Genomic DNA, 15,334 nt, shown 5'->3' on the forward strand with positions numbered 1-15,334 from the left:
GGCGGGCGGCCTGCGCCGCCGCGCCTTCGTCAGGCCTCTTCGGTTTCTTGGTACTCGCTCACCGGCACGCAGCTGCAGAACAGGTTGCGGTCGCCGTAGACGTTGTCGACGCGCCCGATCGGCGGCCAGTACTTGGCCTGCTTGAGTTCGGCCAGCGGGAACGCGCCGAGTTCGCGCGAGTAGGGGTGGCTCCACTCCGTGCCGAGCAGGCTGGCTGCGGTGTGCGGCGCGTGCTTGAGCGGGTTGTCGTCCTTCGACCAGACGCCTTCTTCCACGCGGCGGATCTCGCCGCGGATGGCGATCATCGCGTCGACGAAACGGTCGAGCTCGGCCAGCGGTTCGCTTTCGGTGGGCTCCACCATCAGCGTGCCGGGCACGGGGAAGCTCAGCGTGGGCGCGTGGAAACCGTAGTCGATGAGGCGCTTGGCCACGTCTTCCGCGGTGACGCCGCTGGTGTCCTTGAGCGGGCGCAGGTCCAGGATGCACTCGTGCGCGACGTGGCCGTTGGGGCTCGCGTACAGCGTGGGGTAGTGGTCCTTCAGGCGGGCGCTGATGTAGTTGGCGCTGAGGATGGCCGTTTCGGTCGCGGCCTGCAGGCCCTTGGCGCCCATCATGCGGCAGTACATCCAGCTGATCGGCAGCACGGCCGCATTGCCGAGCGGCGCGGCCGAGACGGCGCCCACGCCGTTCGAGGGCACGCCGGCCGTGGCATGGCCCGGCAGGTAGGGCACGAGGTCTTCGACCACGCAGACCGGGCCGACGCCCGGGCCGCCGCCGCCGTGCGGGATGCAGAAGGTCTTGTGCAGGTTCAGGTGGCTCACGTCGCCGCCGAACTCGCCCGGCGCGGCCACGCCGACCAGCGCGTTCATGTTGGCGCCGTCGACGTACACGCGGCCGCCGTGCTCATGCACGAGCTCGCACAGTTCCTTCACGCGGGTTTCGAACACGCCGTGCGTGCTGGGGTAGGTGATCATCACGGCGGCCAGGTGGGCGCTGTGTTTTTCGCAGGCGCGCTTCAGGTCGTCCATGTCGACGTTGCCCTGCGCGTCGCAGGCCGTCACCACCACCTGCAGGCCCACCATCTGGGCGCTGGCCGGGTTGGTGCCGTGCGCGGACGAGGGAATCAGGCAGATGTTGCGGTGGCCCTGGCCCTTGGCTTCATGGAAGGACTTGATGGCCAGCAGGCCCGCGTACTCGCCTTGCGAGCCCGCGTTGGGCTGCAGGCTGATGCCCGCGTAGCCGGTCGCTTCGCACAGCCAGGCGCGCAGCTGCGCGTCGAGCTGGGCGTAGCCCTGCAGCTGGTCGGCGGGCGCGAAGGGGTGGATGTTGGCGAACTCGGGCCAGGTGATGGGGATCATCTCGCTGGTCGCGTTGAGCTTCATGGTGCAGCTGCCCAGCGGGATCATGCTGCGGTCGAGCGCGAGGTCCTTGTCCGAGAGGCTGCGGATGTAGCGCAGCATCGCCGTTTCGCTCTTGTGGGTGTTGAACACCGGGTGCGTGAGGAAGGCGCTGGTGCGGCGCAGGTCCTCGGGAATCAGCGGCGTGGTGCTGGCGGCCAGCTCGTCGAAGCGCGGCATCGCGGTGCCGGCGGGCACGAACAGGGCCCACAGGGTTTCGATGTCGGCGCGCGTGGTGGTTTCGTCCAGCGAGATGCCCAGGTGCTGCTGCAGGCGCTGGCGCAGGTTGACGCCGCCGGCCTGCGCGCGTTCGATGATCGCGGCCGTGTCGTCGCCGGTGCGGATCGTCAGCGAATCGAAGGCGGTGGTGTTCACCGGCTCGCGGCCCATCTGCGACAGGCCCTTGGCGAGGATGGCGGTCAGCACGGCCACGCGCTGTGCGATGCGCGTGAGGCCGTCGGGGCCGTGGTACACGGCGTACATGCTGGCGACCACGGCCGGCAGCACCTGCGCGGTGCAGATGTTCGAGGTGGCCTTCTCGCGGCGGATGTGTTGCTCGCGCGTCTGCAGCGCGAGGCGGTAGGCGGGCTGGCCGTGCGTGTCGACGCTCACGCCGACGAGGCGGCCGGGCAGCGAGCGCTTGAACGAATCGCGGCAGGCCAGGTAGGCGGCGTGCGGGCCGCCGTTGCACAGCGGCATGCCGAAGCGCTGCGTGGTGCCGCAGACGATGTCGGCATCGAACTCGCCGGGGGCGACCAGCAGTGTCAGCGCCAGCAGGTCGGCCGCGACGATGAAGGCGGCGTCGCACTGGTGCGCGTGGCCCGCGAGCGGGCGCAGGTCGTGCACGTGGCCGGTGGTGGCCGGGTACTGCGCGAGCACGCCGAAGAACTCGCCGCTCACCATCAGGTGCGGCAGCGTTTCCGACACGGTGCTCACCTTGACCTCGATGCCCAGCGGCGCGGCGCGCGTCTTGATGACTTCGATGGTCTGCGGGTGGCAGTCGCCAGAGACCAGGAACACGTTGCTCTTGCTCTTCACGCTGCGCTTGGCGAGCGTCATGGCCTCGGCGGCGGCCGTGGCCTCGTCGAGCATCGAGGCATTGGCGATGGCCATGCCCGTGAGGTCGCACACCATCGTCTGGAAGTTGAGCAGGGCTTCCATGCGGCCCTGCGAGATCTCGGCCTGGTAGGGCGTGTAGGCGGTGTACCAGGCGGGGTTCTCCAGGATGTTGCGCAGGATCACGCCCGGCGTGTGCGTGCCGTAGTAGCCCTGGCCGATGAAGCTCTTGAACACCTTGTTCTTCGACGCCAGCGCCTTCAGCTCGGCCAGCGCGTCGGCCTCGGTGACGGGCGCGGGCAGGCGCATCGGCCGGGCGCGGCGGATGGCCGCCGGCACGATGCCGTCGATGAGCTCCGCGCGCGTTTCCGAGCCGATCACCGGCAGCATGCGCGCCTCGTCCGCTGCATCGATGCCGATGTGGCGGGCGAGGAATTCTTCGGCGTTCTCTAGGGCTTGCAAAGAGGGAAGGGCGGGAATCGGCATGGCGGTGAAGGCTCGGGGAGAATGAACGAAGGTGCGAGGAAACGGCTGCGGTTCAGCGGATCAGGATTCGGCGGCGAACTTGTCGTAGCTGGCGGCGTCGAGCAGGGCGTCGAGCTGCGCGGGCTCGCTCAGCTTGACCTTGAAGAACCAGCCGGCGGCCAGCGGGTCGCTGTTGGCCAGCGACGGGTCGGCGCGCAGCGCTTCGTTCACTTCGGTGATCTCGCCCGACACGGGCATGAACACATCGGCGGCGGCCTTCACCGACTCGACCACACCGGCGACCTCGCCCTGCGCGAAGGTCTTGCCCACTTCAGGCAGGTCGACGAACACCACGTCGCCCAGCGCGTCCTGCGCATGCACGGTGATGCCGACGGTGGCGGCGCCGCCTTCGGCCGCCACCCATTCGTGGTCCTTGGTGTATTTGATGCTCATGAAAAAACTCCTCGTGGAAAAAATGGAATCGGGATGCAGAGCCTAGCCGGGTCTGCGGGGTTCAGTGTCGGTCAGCCGCGGTAGTAGCGCGTCGGCACGAAGGGCATGGTCGAGACTTCCATCGGCACCGGCTTGCCGCGCACGATGGCCTGCACGCGCGTGCCGGGCTCGGCGAAGGCGGCGGCCACGTAGCCCATGGCCACGCAGCGGTCGGCGGTGGGGCCGAGCAGGCCGCTGGTGACGGCGCCGATGTCGTGCCCTTCGAGCGACTGCAGCAGCGTGCCGTCGCGCACCGGAATGCGTTCGAGTGCCACGAGGCCGACGCGCTTGCGCGTGAGCGTCTTGTGGTCGGTGTGGCCGGCCGCGCCCGAGGCGACGGCGGCCAGCTGGGCCAGCACCTTGGCCGCGCCCGGAAAACCGCCTTCGCGCGCACCGCCGGCGCGGCGCACCTTCTGGATCGCCCAGTTGAGCGAGGCTTCGACCGGGGTGGTGGTGGTGTCGATGTCGTTGCCGTACAGGCACAGGCCGGCTTCGAGCCGCAGCGAGTTGCGCGCGCCCAGGCCGACGGGCTTCACCTCGGGCTGCGCGAGCAGCAGGCGGGCGAGGGCGTCGGCATCCTTGGCGGCCACCGAGATCTCGAAGCCGTCTTCGCCGGTGTAGCCGCTGCGGGTGACGAAGGCCGCGATGCCGCCGATCTGCACCGCGCCGCCGGTCATGAACACGAAGCGCTCGATGCCGGGCGACAGGCGCGCCAGCGTGGCCGCGGCCTGCGGGCCTTGCAGTGCGAGCAGGGCGTGGTCGGGCAGGGGCTGCACCTGGCAGCGCGCGCCGATCCTGGCCTGGATGTGGGCGATGTCGGCCACCTTGCAGGCGCCGTTCACGATCACGAAGAGCGAGCCATTGCCTTCGTTGAAGAACATCAGGTCGTCGAGGATGCCGCCCTCGTCGTTCAGCAGCAGGCCGTAGCGCTGCTTGCCGGCGGGCAGATCGACCACGTCGACGGGCATCAGGGTTTCGAACGCGGCGGCGGCATCGGGGCCGACCAGGCGCAGCTGGCCCATGTGCGAGATGTCGAACAGGCCGGCCGCATCGCGCGTGTGCTTGTGCTCGGCCATGAGGCCGGCGGGGTACTGCACGGGCATGGAATAGCCGGCGAAGGGCACCATGCGGGCGCCGAGCTCCACGTGCAGGTCGTACAGCGGGGTCTTGAGAAGTTGGGCGTCAGAAGCGGAGGAAGCGGCCACGGGGCACTCCAAAGGGGCAGTCGAAATCCATGGCTGCAACGCCACGGGCCACCCCTGCTGTCCGCTTTACCTGAGAGATTCGCCCCACGATCGGGGTTTGCTCCTTCGGTGGGCCGTGTGCAATGCCACGGCCTCTCTCCAGCAAGGAAACGCCGGTGGTTGCCGGCGTCTTGTCAGTCCTTTTGCCTGAGCGTTCGGGGAACCCCTGCGCCTTCGGCGGCCCCGTCGCGCGGGGCTCTCTCCTGACCCGGCGAGTGTAGTGGATCGCGGGGCCGGGGCTGGCGGCTCAGTGCACGGTTTCCGCCGGCGGCAGCAGCTTGTCGATGCGCTCGCGCAGCGAGTCGGCGCGCTCGGGGCCGGCGGCTTTCTCGATCTCGGAGAGCATCAGCGCGGCGATGGTCAGCATGGCCTCGCGGTCGCGCGCCTCGCGCAGGGCGTCGCGCATCTGGTTGGCGAAGCGCGGGTCGCGGCGCACGAACATGCGTTCGCAGATGTCGAACAGGAACATGCGCGTGGTGGCCAGCGAGCGCTTGCCGTCGAAGCTGTCGGCCGAGGTGGCGACCTGGATCGGCTCGGCGGCGGGGACGGGCGTGGGGGCCGGTGCGGGAGGCGGCGCGACCGGGCGCGCGACCTGCAGGTAGCCGCGCTGCATCAGCCCCTGGATCGCCTGCTCGGCCTCGACGCGGCTGGGGAACAGCGGGCTGAAGTCGGTCAGCGAGCGCCGGCCGTCGGCCATGAGCAGCAGGGCGCGCTCACGCTGGCTGAGCGTGCGCTGCCCGGTCTGGAGTTCGTCGCGTGCCTTCTCGGTCTTGGTGGGGAACATGGCGGCCACTGCTTTCGGAGGTCGAAGGCTGCAGCATCGTTGCAAGTGGTGACATCTTCGTGAACCATTTGCCTTACAGGGACAAGGCGGCGCGCGTCAGTTGCCCGCGCTCTCCTTGCGGATCAGCCAGCGCGGGCCCACGCGCTGCAGCTCGAGCGTCTTGCGGTCGGTCTCGGTGAGCGCGTCGGCGCTGTAGACCTGCCGGAACTGCGCGCTGGCTGACGTGCCCTGGACGCTGATCACCAGCCCCTCGATGCCCACGCTGATGCGCGACTTGCCCGTGATGCGGGCGCGCCGGTCGGCCTCCCAGCGCTCGCGGGTCTGGCCGCGCGCGGGGGTGAAGTCGCTCGCGTAGGCGGCGAGGTAGCGCTCCACGTCGCGCGCGGACCAGGCGGCGGCCCAGGCGCGCACGGCGCTTTCCACTTCGGCCAGGTGGGTGACGGGATTGGTGGGGTTGGCGGGGGCGGCTGCTGGCGCAACGGCTGCAACGGGCGGGGCGGCCGGCGTGGCCGCGATACCGGCGGTGGCCAGCAAGCCGGCAGCGACAAGGCTGCTGCCCTGGGCGACGATTCGGTGCATGGCGTCCTTCTCTTTCCTTCTTCTTGTCTGTCAGGCTCGACGTCGAAGCTTGCGTCGATTCTGGCAGTGAAAGAGAGCGCGTGCGGCGTTGAATCGCCCACGGATTTCGGTGGTCCGTGGTTCAGGGCGCGTGCACAGGACACCGGGTACTTCCCTCCGCGAATGTCCCCCGCCTTCGGCTCCTCCTTGATTTCGCTGCGGGAAGCACCCAGTGCCCTGTGCACGGTGGGCGCTGCCGTTGCGCGGGAACGGAACTCAACTCAGGCCGCGGCGGCCTCGCCCGCCATCACCTGCACCGTCCGGTTGCGCAGCCGCAAGGCCAGCACGGTCGCGACGCACAGCACGCACAACACCACCGTGAGCGTCACGCCGAGCCCGCGCGCATCCGACAGCAGGCCGAACAGCGGCGACACCAGCCCGCCGACCGAGAGCGCGAGGCCGAGCGTGATGCCGCTGGCGGTGGCCGGGTTGCGCGGCAGGTAGTCCTGCGCGAGCGTCACCTGCGCGGCGAAGGGCAGGAACATGCTCATGCCGAGCCACGCGGTGCAGGCCAGCGCCGCGCCGGGCGTGGAGGCGAGCACGAGGCCCGCCATGGCCGGCAGCGCGAGCAGGTAGCCGCAGCGGATCGTGCCCATGCGCCCGATGCGGTCGCCGAGCCAGCCGCCGGCCAGCGTGCCCACGGCCCCTGCGGCGGTGAAGGCGGTGAGTGCCGCGGCGCCCTGGAAGGTGGTGCCGTGCAGGTCGCGCGTGATGCGCAGCGAGAGCATCGACAGCACCGTGACGTAGGGGATCGACCAGCCCACGATGGTCGCGACCAGCAGGCTGAAGGCGCGCCAGTCGTTGTGCGGTTTCAGCACCTGGGCGCGGGCCTGCGCGGCGCGCGCCGCCGTGGCCGCTTGGTGGGCGGCCGCGCCGCGCCGTGCATTCGCCGCGACCCACACCACGCCCATCGCCACCGCGGGAATGCCCAGCAGATAGCTGCGCGACAGGCTGCCGCCGCCGACCACCGTGGCCGCCAGCACAGGCGCGAACGAGGCGCCGATGGTGCCGCCCACCGAGAACACGCTCATCGCCTTCTGCGAGGCGCCGCCGGCCGCGCGCGCGGCCACGGTGGCGGGCGGGTGGTAGGCCGCGATGCCCAGCCCGCACAGCGCGACCGCGATCCAGGTCAGCAGGTAGCTCTGGCTCAGGCCCGCCAGCACCACGCCCAGCGCCGCCACCAGGAAGCCCACGGGCACCAGCCAGGCGCGCGGGTGGCGGTCGGCGTACAGGCCGAACAGCGGCTGCACCACGCTCGACAGCCCGGTGGCCGCCAGCATCAGGCCGCTCACGGCCGTGTAGCTGTAGCCGCGCTCCAGCACCATGAAGGGCAGCAGCGCGGGCACGAGGCCCTGGTAGAGGTCGTTGACGGCATGGGTGCCGGTGAGCAGCCCGAGTCGGCGCGTGTTCATGCGATGGCTTCTTTCTTCGATGTCCGGTTTGAGAAAAAGGGAGGAAAAGCGATCGTAGGAAGACACGGAAAGATGTTCTTGCTACGAATGTGCAAACATCGTCGTGAAATGGACAAACTGAATCTGCGCCCCGACGAGGGCGAATCGACCCCGCGCGCGGTGGCCGTGCTGGCCACCGATCCGGCGGGCGACGCCTTCATTCCACCGCATGCGCACCGGCGCGGCCAGCTCATCCACGCGATCTCGGGCGTGATGATGGTCGGCGCGGCGGCCGGCAGCTGGGTGGTGCCGCCGGGGCGCGGCGTCTGGGTGCCGCCGGGCATGACGCACCAGATCCGCATGGCGGGCGAGGTGAAGATGCGCACCGTCTTCGTCGAGCCCGGCACGCGCGCCGACCTGGGCGCCGAGTGCCGCGTGATCCATGTGGGTGCGTTGCTGCGCGAGCTGATCGTGGCGGCCGTGTCGCTGCCGCTGGCCTACCCGCCGGGCGGGCGCGACGAGCGCGTGATGGAGCTGATCCTCGACGAGATCGAGGCCGCGCCCGCGCTGTCGCTGCATGTGCCGATGCCGCGCCACGCACGCTTGGCCTCGCTGTGCGAGGCGCTGATCCGCGACCCCGCGCAGCCCGCCACGCTCGACGGCTGGGCCGCGCGGCTGCACATGAACGCGCGCACGCTGGCGCGGTTGTTCGAACGCGAGACCGGCATGACCTTCGGTGCATGGTGCCGCCAGGCGCGGCTGCTGCTGAGCCTGCCGCGGCTGGCCGCGGGCGCGTCGATCCTGGAGGTGGCGCTGGCGCATGGCTACGAGAGCCCGAGCGCCTTCACCGCGATGTTCCGCCGCACGCTCGGCGTGCCGCCGAGCCAGTACCTGCACCCGCCGGCCTGAGGCGGGTGAAGGCGTGGGCGGGAGCGGCCTGCGCCGCTACTTGAATCCGAGCGCGCGCGGCAGCCAGGTGCTGAGCATCGGCACGAAGGTCAGCAGCATCAGCACCGCGCCGTGCGCCCACAGGAAGGGCACCAGTTCCTTCACCAGCGCCGACATCGGCACCTTCGACACGTTGCAGGTCACGAACAGCAGCCCGCCCACCGGCGGCGTGATCATGCCCAGCGTGAGGTTGAAGATCACGATCATCGCGAAGTGCACCGGGTCGACGCCCAGCTTGATCGCCACCGGCGCAAGGATCGGCGCCAGCACCATCACGCCCGGCAGCGGCTCGATGAAGATGCCGAACAGGAGCAGGAACACGTTGACGATGATCAGGAACATCCACGGCGAGAGGTTCATGCTGATGAGCCATTCGGCCATCTGCTGCGGAATGCCCTCGATGGTCAGCACCCAGGCGAACGAGGCCGACAGCCCGATGATGATCAGCACCGACGCCGACAGCAGGGCCGAGCGCGACAGGATGTCGGGCAGCATCTTCCACTCGAGCGTGCGGTAGATGAACTTGCCGCACACCAGCGCGTAGAACACCGCCACCACCGAGGCTTCGGTGGGCGTGAACCAGCCGGCGCGCATGCCGCCCAGGATCACCACCGGCAGCAGGATGGCGGGAATCGCCTTCCAGGTCGTGATGAGGATCTCGCGCAGCGGCGGCGTCTGGCCGTCGCCCTTGTAGTTGCGCTTCTTCGACACGTAGAAGTTCACGACGCACATCGCCACCGCGATCAGGATGCCCGGCACGATGCCGGCCACGAACAGCTGGCCGACCGACACGGTCTCGTCCTGCAGCGCGTAGATGATCATGATGATCGAGGGCGGAATGATCGGCCCCACGATGGCCGTGGAGGCCGTCAGCGCCGCCGCGTACGAGCGGTCGTAGCCGGCCTTGTCCATCATCTTGATGAGCATCGAGCCGGGGCCGGCCGCGTCGGCCAGCGCCGAGCCCGAGATGCCCGAGAAGAAGGTCAGCGACACCACGTTGGTGTAGCCCAGCCCGCCGCGCCGGTGGCCGACGAACTGGCCCGCGAAGCGCAGCAGCACCTCGGTGAGCGAGCCGCCGCTCATGAGCTCGGCGGCCAGGATGAAGAAGGGCACGGCCATCAGCGGAAAGCTGTCGATGCCGGTGAAGGTTTCCTTCAACAGCACCATCAGCGGGTAGCTTTCCGCGAGGATCAGGGTGGCGGCCGTGGCCAGGCCGAGCGCGAAGGCCACGGGCACGCCGATGGCCAGGAACACGCAGGCGGAGACGATCAGGACAATGCTGGCATCCATGGTCTTCTCCTTACAGCGAGGCCGACGCGTTGGCGTCGAAATGCGCGTCGGACGCGAACTCGCGGTTCAGCACGTAGCCGCGCACCACCAGCAGCCAGTGCACGATCAGCAGCACGCCGCCGATCAGCATCGCGCTGTAGATGTAGGCGAACGGAATCTGCGTCACGGCGGTGAGCTGGAACATCGTGCGTTCCATGTAGAGCCAGCCGTACCAGACCATGAAGCCGAAGAAGGCGAACAGCAGCCCGGCCACCACGATGCGCACCGCCACGGCCGCCGGCCGGGGCAGGGCGTCCTGCAGGTTCTCGACGGCGATGTGGCCGCCGTAGCGCAGCACGGGCCCGGCGCCCAGGAAGGTGAGCCAGATCATCATGTGGCGCGACACCTCTTCGGCCCATTCGATCGACTGGTTCGTGGTGTAGCGCAGCACGACGTTGGTGAAGATGATGACGGACATGGCCGCCAGCAGGAGGATCAGCGCCCACCGGTTGGCGGCGAGAAAGTAGCGCTCGAAGGCTTGCACGTTGTGGTTCTCTGTGGTGTCGGAAATGCGAAGCGCCCGGCACACTGAGGCGGGCCGGGCGCGGTCGGGGCGGAGCGGTCTTACTTGACGTCCGTGATCTTCTTGATGTTGTCGGCGCCGAATTCCTTGGCGTAGCCCACGTAGGCCGGCTTCAGGGCTTCACGGAAGGCCGCGCCGTCGACGGTGCGCGTGACCTTCATGCCGTCTTTCTCAAGCTGGGCGATGCCGTTGTTCTCGTCGTCGTTGACCTTCTTGCGCTGTGCGATCGAGGCCTTCTTCGCCGCTTCGGTGAACACCTTCTTGTCGGCGTCCGAGAGCTTGTTCCACACCTTGGGCGACAGCAGCAGCAGCGCCGGCGAGTAGACGTGGCCGGTGAGCGACAGGTGCTTTTGCACCTGCGAGAACTTCGAGGACAGGATCACGGGAATCGGGTTTTCCTGGCCGTCGACCGTGCCTTGCTGCAGCGCGCCGAACAGTTCCGGGAAGGCCATCGGCGTGGGCAGGATGCCGAAGGTGCGGTAGCCGTCCATGTGCACCTTGTTTTCCATGGTGCGCATCTTCAGGCCGGCCGCGTCGGTGGGCTTGACGATGTCGCGCTTGCTGTTCGTCATGTGGCGAAAGCCGTTTTCCGTCCAGGCCAGCGCGATGATGCCCTTGCTCGGGAATTTGGTCAGGATGTCCTGGCCGATGGGGCCGTCCATGACCTTGCGGGCGTGGTCGTAGTCGCGGAACAGGAAGGGGATGTCGACGATCTTGACCTCGGGCACGAAGTTGCCCACGGGGCCGGTCGAGGTGTTCAGCAGGTCTTGCGTACCGAGCTGGATCGCTTCGATCTGCTCGCGCTCGCCGCCCAGCGCCGAGTTGGCGAAGTGCTGGCACTTGAAGCGGTTCTGGGTGTTCTTCTCGACCTCTTCGCAGAACACGGTGGAGCCCACGCCGTAATGCGATTCCTTGGACGTCGCATAGCCGATCTTGAGAACGGTGGGTTGCTGCGCGAGGGCGGCGGTGCCCAGGGCGAGCGAAAGGCAGGCGGCGGCGATGTGGCCGAATTTCATGGTGTCTCCGGGGAGTTGGGGGTCGAAAGCGCGTCAGGCGCAGGTCAGGAAATGACTATGCACCAATAACCAGTTTGACCGCGTCGGGACTTTCACGGACGTAGGCGCGGATCACCGCGTCGAAGCTCTCGTCGGCCGTGAGCCCGAGGGCCCGCGCGCGCGGCGTGTCGAAGCGTCCGGGCCAGGTTTTCACGATGCGGCGGATGGCGGCGTCGGGCGTGCGGTCGAGCAGGTCGGTGGCGGCGCGGCCGGCCACGCGTTCGAGCGCGGCGGCCATTTCGCCCACCGTGGTGGCCAGCGAAGGCAGGTTGAGCGCGGTGCGCGGGCCCCAGTCGGCGTCGCTGGCTTCGGCGGCGCGCACGATGCCTTCGATGGTCCGGGCCGGCGAGGCGATGGCCACGGGCGTCTCGTCGGGCACCGGGCAGGCCGCGCGCAGGCCGGCGAGCGGCTCGCGGATCATGCCGCTGAAGAAGCCCGAGGCCGCGCCGTTGGGCAGGCCGGGGCGCACGCTCACCGTCATGAGGCGCACGCTGCGCCCCTGCACGAAGCCCTTGCGCGTGTAGTCGGCCACCAATTGCTCGCCGATGAATTTCTGGATGCCGTAGCTGGTCTGCGGCGTGGGCAGCGTGTGGTCGTCGATGAGCGCGGGCAGCGGCTGTTCGGGCGAATCGCCGAACACGGCGAGCGAGCTGGAGAACACCAGCACCGGCCGCGTGCCGAGCGCGCGCAGCTTCTCGAGCAGGCCGTGCGTGGCGGCGAAGTTGCTGCGCATGCCCAGGTCGAAGTCGGCCTCGCATTCGCCGCTGACGGCGGCCGCCAGGTGGAACACCGCGTCGGCCTCGCGCCAGAAGGTGGCGCCGTCGTCGGCCAGCTGGGCGTTCAGGTCGCCGGTGGCGGCCGCGATGCGCGGGTTGGCCGCGAGGTCGGGCGGCGGCGGCGCGCGGTCGACCAGCGTGATGCGTGCGATGTCGCGGGCGGGGGCGCCGGCGAGCGACAGCTGGCCCAGGGCCAGGAGGGTGCGCGCCAGGCGCGCGCCGAGAAAGCCGGCGCCGCCGGTGATGACGATGTGCATGAGGTCCTGTCTCCTTGTGTCCTTGTGTCGCGAGGATAGCGTCGGTGGTATCGCACAATTTGCGCATGCCCATGTTGCCTCCCGATCTCCTCGCCACCCTGCGACTGCCTGTGCTGCAGGACGCCGACCTCGACACCCAGGCTTCCTTCTTCAAGCGGCCGGAGGTCCGTGCGCTCTACTTCGAGGTGGTGGAAGGCTCGGCGAAGGACGAGGTGCTGCGGGCCGCCGTCGCGCGGCTCGGCGAGCTGCATCCGCACCGGGCCGCGTTGCTGGCGGTGTTCTGCGGCGCGCTGGTCGAGAACGGCGCCGATCCGCAGCTCATGTTCGACGCCGTGCGGCAGCTGGCGGGGCGCCTGCTGGCGTCGCTGGCGCCTTTCTGCGCGGCGCAGCCGTACGAACCCGATGAGGACGACGAAGAACCGCAGGACGAGGCAGAACTCGCCGCCTGGCAGGCCGCCGAAGCGGCGCTCGCGGCGCTGTCGCCGCAGGCGCGTTTCGAGATCGATGCGCTGCAGCGCGCGGTCGACCTGCTGGTGCTGCCGCTCATGACCATGGTGGTGCGCGATGTGCGCAATCACCAGTCGCTGATGGCGGACGCAGGCCTGCTCGCGCACATCGAGGCGATGTACGCCAACGACTCGCTGCCCTTCGAGGCCTTGCACTTCCTGCGCGCCGCGGCCCAGCTGTCGTACGAGGACGAGCTAGTGGTCCTGCTGCCGGCGTCGCGCGCGGGCATGGTCGTTCGCGCCCAGGGCATCAACAACAACTTCCACGCCTTCTCGCTGCTGCAGGACCTGATGGAAACGCACGCCCAGACGCTGGGCATCCGGCAGCCGCCGCGCACACGCCGCGACGCGGACAGCGATGCTGCCGCCTTCCTCTGGCTGCAGGCGACGGCCTTCGCCAAGGGCGAGCTGGTGGACCGCATGGCGTGGTCCTGGGGGGAGGGCACGCTGCGCGAGAACGCGCGCCGGCAGGGGCGGCTGGTGCTCGTCGCGCTGGAGACGGACGACAAGCCCGGGCGCAGCTGGAACGGGTTCACCCACGTGCTGCACGCCGAGCAGCACCCGCAGGTGTCGCTGGTGCACTTCCTCACGCCCGACGAGGTCGACGCGTACCTCGCCTGAAGCACCATGAAGAAAGCCCTCCGAAGAGGGCTTTCATGCATCGACGCGGCGGGGCTTACATGCCCACGTAGTTCGGGCCGCCACCGCCTTCGGGCGTGACCCAGACGATGTTCTGCGTCGGGTCCTTGATGTCGCAGGTCTTGCAGTGCACGCAGTTCTGCGCGTTGATCTGCAGGCGTTCCTTGCCGGCGCTGGCTTCGTCGGGCACGAACTCGTACACGCCGGCCGGGCAGTAGCGGCTTTCGGGGCCGGCGAACTTGGCGAGGTTGACGTTGACCGGCACCGACGCATCCTTCAGCGTCAGGTGGGCGGGTTGCTGCTCTTCATGGTTCGTGTTGCTGATGAACACGCTGGAGAGGCGGTCGAAGGTGAGCTTGCCGTCCGGCTTCGGATAGACGATGGGCTTGCACTCGGCGGCCGGCTTCAGGTACTGGTGGTCGGGCTTGTTGCGGCGCAGGGTCCATGGGATGTGGCCCTTGAGCAGCCATTGCTCGACGCCGTTCATGACCGTGGCGATGCCCAGGCCTTTCTTGAACCAGGCCTTGAAGTTGCGCGCCTTGTTCAGCTCGGTGTAGAGCCAGCTCTTCTCGAACGCGGCGGGGTAGGCCGTGAGCTCGTCGTGCTGGCGGCCGGCCATGACCGCGTCGAACGCGGCCTCGGCGCACAGCATGCCGGTCTTGATGGCGGCGTGGCTGCCCTTGATGCGGCTCACGTTCAGGTAGCCGGCCTCGCAGCCGACCAGCGCGCCGCCTGGGAACACCGTCTTGGGCAGCGACATCAGGCCGCCGGCCGTGATGGCGCGCGCGCCGTAGCCGATGCGCTTGGCGGGCTTGATGCCCTTGGCTTCGTCGCCCTCGAGGTACCAGCGGATGTTGGGGTGCAGCTTCCAGCGCTGCATTTCCTCGAACGGGCTCAGGTACGGGTTGCTGTAGTCCAGGCCCGTGATGAAGCCCATCGTGACCTTGTTGTCCTCCATGTGATAGAGGAAGGCGCCGCCGTAGGTGTTGTTATCCATCGGCCAGCCGGCCGTGTGCAGCACGAAGCCGGGCTGGTGGCGCTTGGGATCGATTTCCCAGACTTCCTTGACGCCCAGGCCGTAGGTCTGCGGGTCGCGGCCTTCGTCGAGCTTGAACTTGGCGATGAGCTGGCGGCCCAGGTGGCCGCGCGCGCCTTCGGCGAACACCGTGTACTTGCCCAGAAGTTCCATGCCGAGCTGGAAGTTCTCGGTGGGTTCGCCGTCCTTGCCGACGCCCATGTTGCCGGTGGCCACGCCGCGCACCGAGCCGTTCTCGTTGTAGAGCACTTCGGCGGCCGGGAAGCCCGGGAAGATTTCCACGCCCAGGTTCTCGGCCTGCTGCGCCAGCCACTTGGTGAAGGCGCCCAGGCTGATGATGTAGTTGCCGTGGTTCTGGAAGCAGGCCGGCAGGAAGGCGTTGGGCGTGCGCAGGCCCGACTTTTCGCTCAGGAACACCATGGCGTCGTCGGTCACGGGCTGGTTCAGCGGGGCGCCGAGTTCCTCCCAGTCGGGCAGCAGCTCGTTGAGCGCGCGCGGGTCCATGATGGCGCCCGACAGGATGTGCGCGCCGGGCTCGGAACCCTTCTCGAGCACCACGACGGAGATTTCCTTCTCCTGCTGGGCGGCGAGCTGCTTGAGGCGGATCGCGGTCGAGAGGCCGGCGGGGCCGCCGCCGACCACGACCACGTCGTATTCCATGGCTTCGCGAGGGCCGAACTGGGCGAGGATTTCGTCGTGCGTCATGTGGGTTGGGTCGATAATGATTTTTAGAGGCGCGGGGGCGTCCCGGTTCGCCGGGCATTTTATGCGGCGTCCGGCGGGGGCCTTGTCGCCCGCAGGCGAGGCGCCTTGCGTCA

13 protein-coding genes and 2 riboswitches are annotated in these 15,334 nt (G+C 68.9%); of the genes, 2 read left to right on the top strand and 11 right to left on the bottom strand.

What is annotated here, in order from left to right:
- Positions 1 to 29 precede the first annotated feature (29 nt).
- The 6 genes from gcvP to AC07OX_RS25385 form a co-directional block, all read right to left on the bottom strand.
- Positions 30 to 2,939 carry an aminomethyl-transferring glycine dehydrogenase gene (gene gcvP / locus AC07OX_RS25360; protein WP_495262186.1) on the bottom strand — a complete coding sequence of 970 codons (2,910 nt, stop codon included), beginning with the start codon at positions 2,937 to 2,939 and terminating at the stop codon, positions 30 to 32.
- 60 nt (positions 2,940 to 2,999) lie between these two features.
- Positions 3,000 to 3,371, bottom strand: a complete 372-nt coding sequence (gcvH, locus tag AC07OX_RS25365; protein WP_062474411.1) for a glycine cleavage system protein GcvH — start codon at positions 3,369 to 3,371, stop codon at positions 3,000 to 3,002.
- 71 nt (positions 3,372 to 3,442) lie between these two features.
- Entirely contained in the window at positions 3,443 to 4,615 is a 1,173-nt protein-coding gene (gene gcvT, locus AC07OX_RS25370) for a glycine cleavage system aminomethyltransferase GcvT (RefSeq protein WP_070059552.1), read from the bottom strand.
- Between the two features lie 47 nt (positions 4,616 to 4,662).
- Positions 4,663 to 4,767, bottom strand: a riboswitch (glycine riboswitch).
- Positions 4,768 to 4,779: 12 nt separating this feature from the next.
- A riboswitch (glycine riboswitch) is annotated at positions 4,780 to 4,870 on the bottom strand.
- Between the two features lie 31 nt (positions 4,871 to 4,901).
- Complete coding sequence (locus AC07OX_RS25375; protein WP_447743401.1) at positions 4,902 to 5,438, bottom strand: hypothetical protein; 537 nt, start codon at positions 5,436 to 5,438, stop codon at positions 4,902 to 4,904.
- Positions 5,439 to 5,534: 96 nt separating this feature from the next.
- Positions 5,535 to 6,017: a L,D-transpeptidase Cds6 family protein gene (locus tag AC07OX_RS25380; RefSeq protein ID WP_495262185.1), complete on the bottom strand. Its 483-nt coding sequence runs from the start codon at positions 6,015 to 6,017 to the stop codon at positions 5,535 to 5,537.
- 260 nt (positions 6,018 to 6,277) lie between these two features.
- Positions 6,278 to 7,468: an MFS transporter gene (locus AC07OX_RS25385; RefSeq protein WP_495262184.1), complete on the bottom strand. Its 1,191-nt coding sequence runs from the start codon at positions 7,466 to 7,468 to the stop codon at positions 6,278 to 6,280.
- 108 nt (positions 7,469 to 7,576) lie between these two features.
- Here AC07OX_RS25385 and AC07OX_RS25390 point away from each other — a divergent pair, with 108 nt between their 5' ends.
- Positions 7,577 to 8,356, top strand: a complete 780-nt coding sequence (locus AC07OX_RS25390) for an AraC family transcriptional regulator (protein WP_495262183.1) — start codon at positions 7,577 to 7,579, stop codon at positions 8,354 to 8,356.
- A 36-nt stretch (positions 8,357 to 8,392) separates the two neighbouring features.
- Here the strand turns inward: AC07OX_RS25390 and AC07OX_RS25395 are convergent, their stop codons facing one another.
- From AC07OX_RS25395 to denD, 4 genes are all read right to left on the bottom strand, one after another.
- On the bottom strand, positions 8,393 to 9,685 hold the full coding sequence (locus AC07OX_RS25395) for a TRAP transporter large permease (protein WP_062474420.1): 1,293 nt from the start codon (positions 9,683 to 9,685) through the stop codon (positions 8,393 to 8,395).
- 10 nt (positions 9,686 to 9,695) lie between these two features.
- Entirely contained in the window at positions 9,696 to 10,208 is a 513-nt protein-coding gene (locus tag AC07OX_RS25400; RefSeq protein WP_062474469.1) for a TRAP transporter small permease, read from the bottom strand.
- Between the two features lie 80 nt (positions 10,209 to 10,288).
- A complete protein-coding gene (locus AC07OX_RS25405) occupies positions 10,289 to 11,263 on the bottom strand; it encodes a TRAP transporter substrate-binding protein (RefSeq protein ID WP_095744873.1) in 975 nt (324 codons plus the stop codon).
- 55 nt (positions 11,264 to 11,318) lie between these two features.
- Positions 11,319 to 12,335 (bottom strand): D-erythronate dehydrogenase, encoded by a 1,017-nt coding sequence (denD, locus tag AC07OX_RS25410; RefSeq protein WP_070059377.1) that lies wholly within the window; start codon positions 12,333 to 12,335, stop codon positions 11,319 to 11,321.
- A gap of 65 nt (positions 12,336 to 12,400) precedes the next feature.
- On the opposite strand from denD, the gene AC07OX_RS25415 reads away from it, so the two are divergent.
- On the top strand, positions 12,401 to 13,462 hold the full coding sequence (locus AC07OX_RS25415) for a hypothetical protein (protein WP_495262182.1): 1,062 nt from the start codon (positions 12,401 to 12,403) through the stop codon (positions 13,460 to 13,462).
- A gap of 55 nt (positions 13,463 to 13,517) precedes the next feature.
- On the opposite strand, the gene AC07OX_RS25420 is transcribed toward AC07OX_RS25415, so the two are convergent.
- The gene (locus AC07OX_RS25420) at positions 13,518 to 15,221 is read right to left on the bottom strand and encodes an electron transfer flavoprotein-ubiquinone oxidoreductase (protein WP_062474428.1); all 1,704 of its coding nucleotides are present in this window, start codon (positions 15,219 to 15,221) and stop codon (positions 13,518 to 13,520) included.
- Positions 15,222 to 15,334 lie beyond the last annotated feature (113 nt).

The sequence above is a fragment of the Variovorax sp. GW821-FHT09D07 genome, from assembly GCF_059416345.1.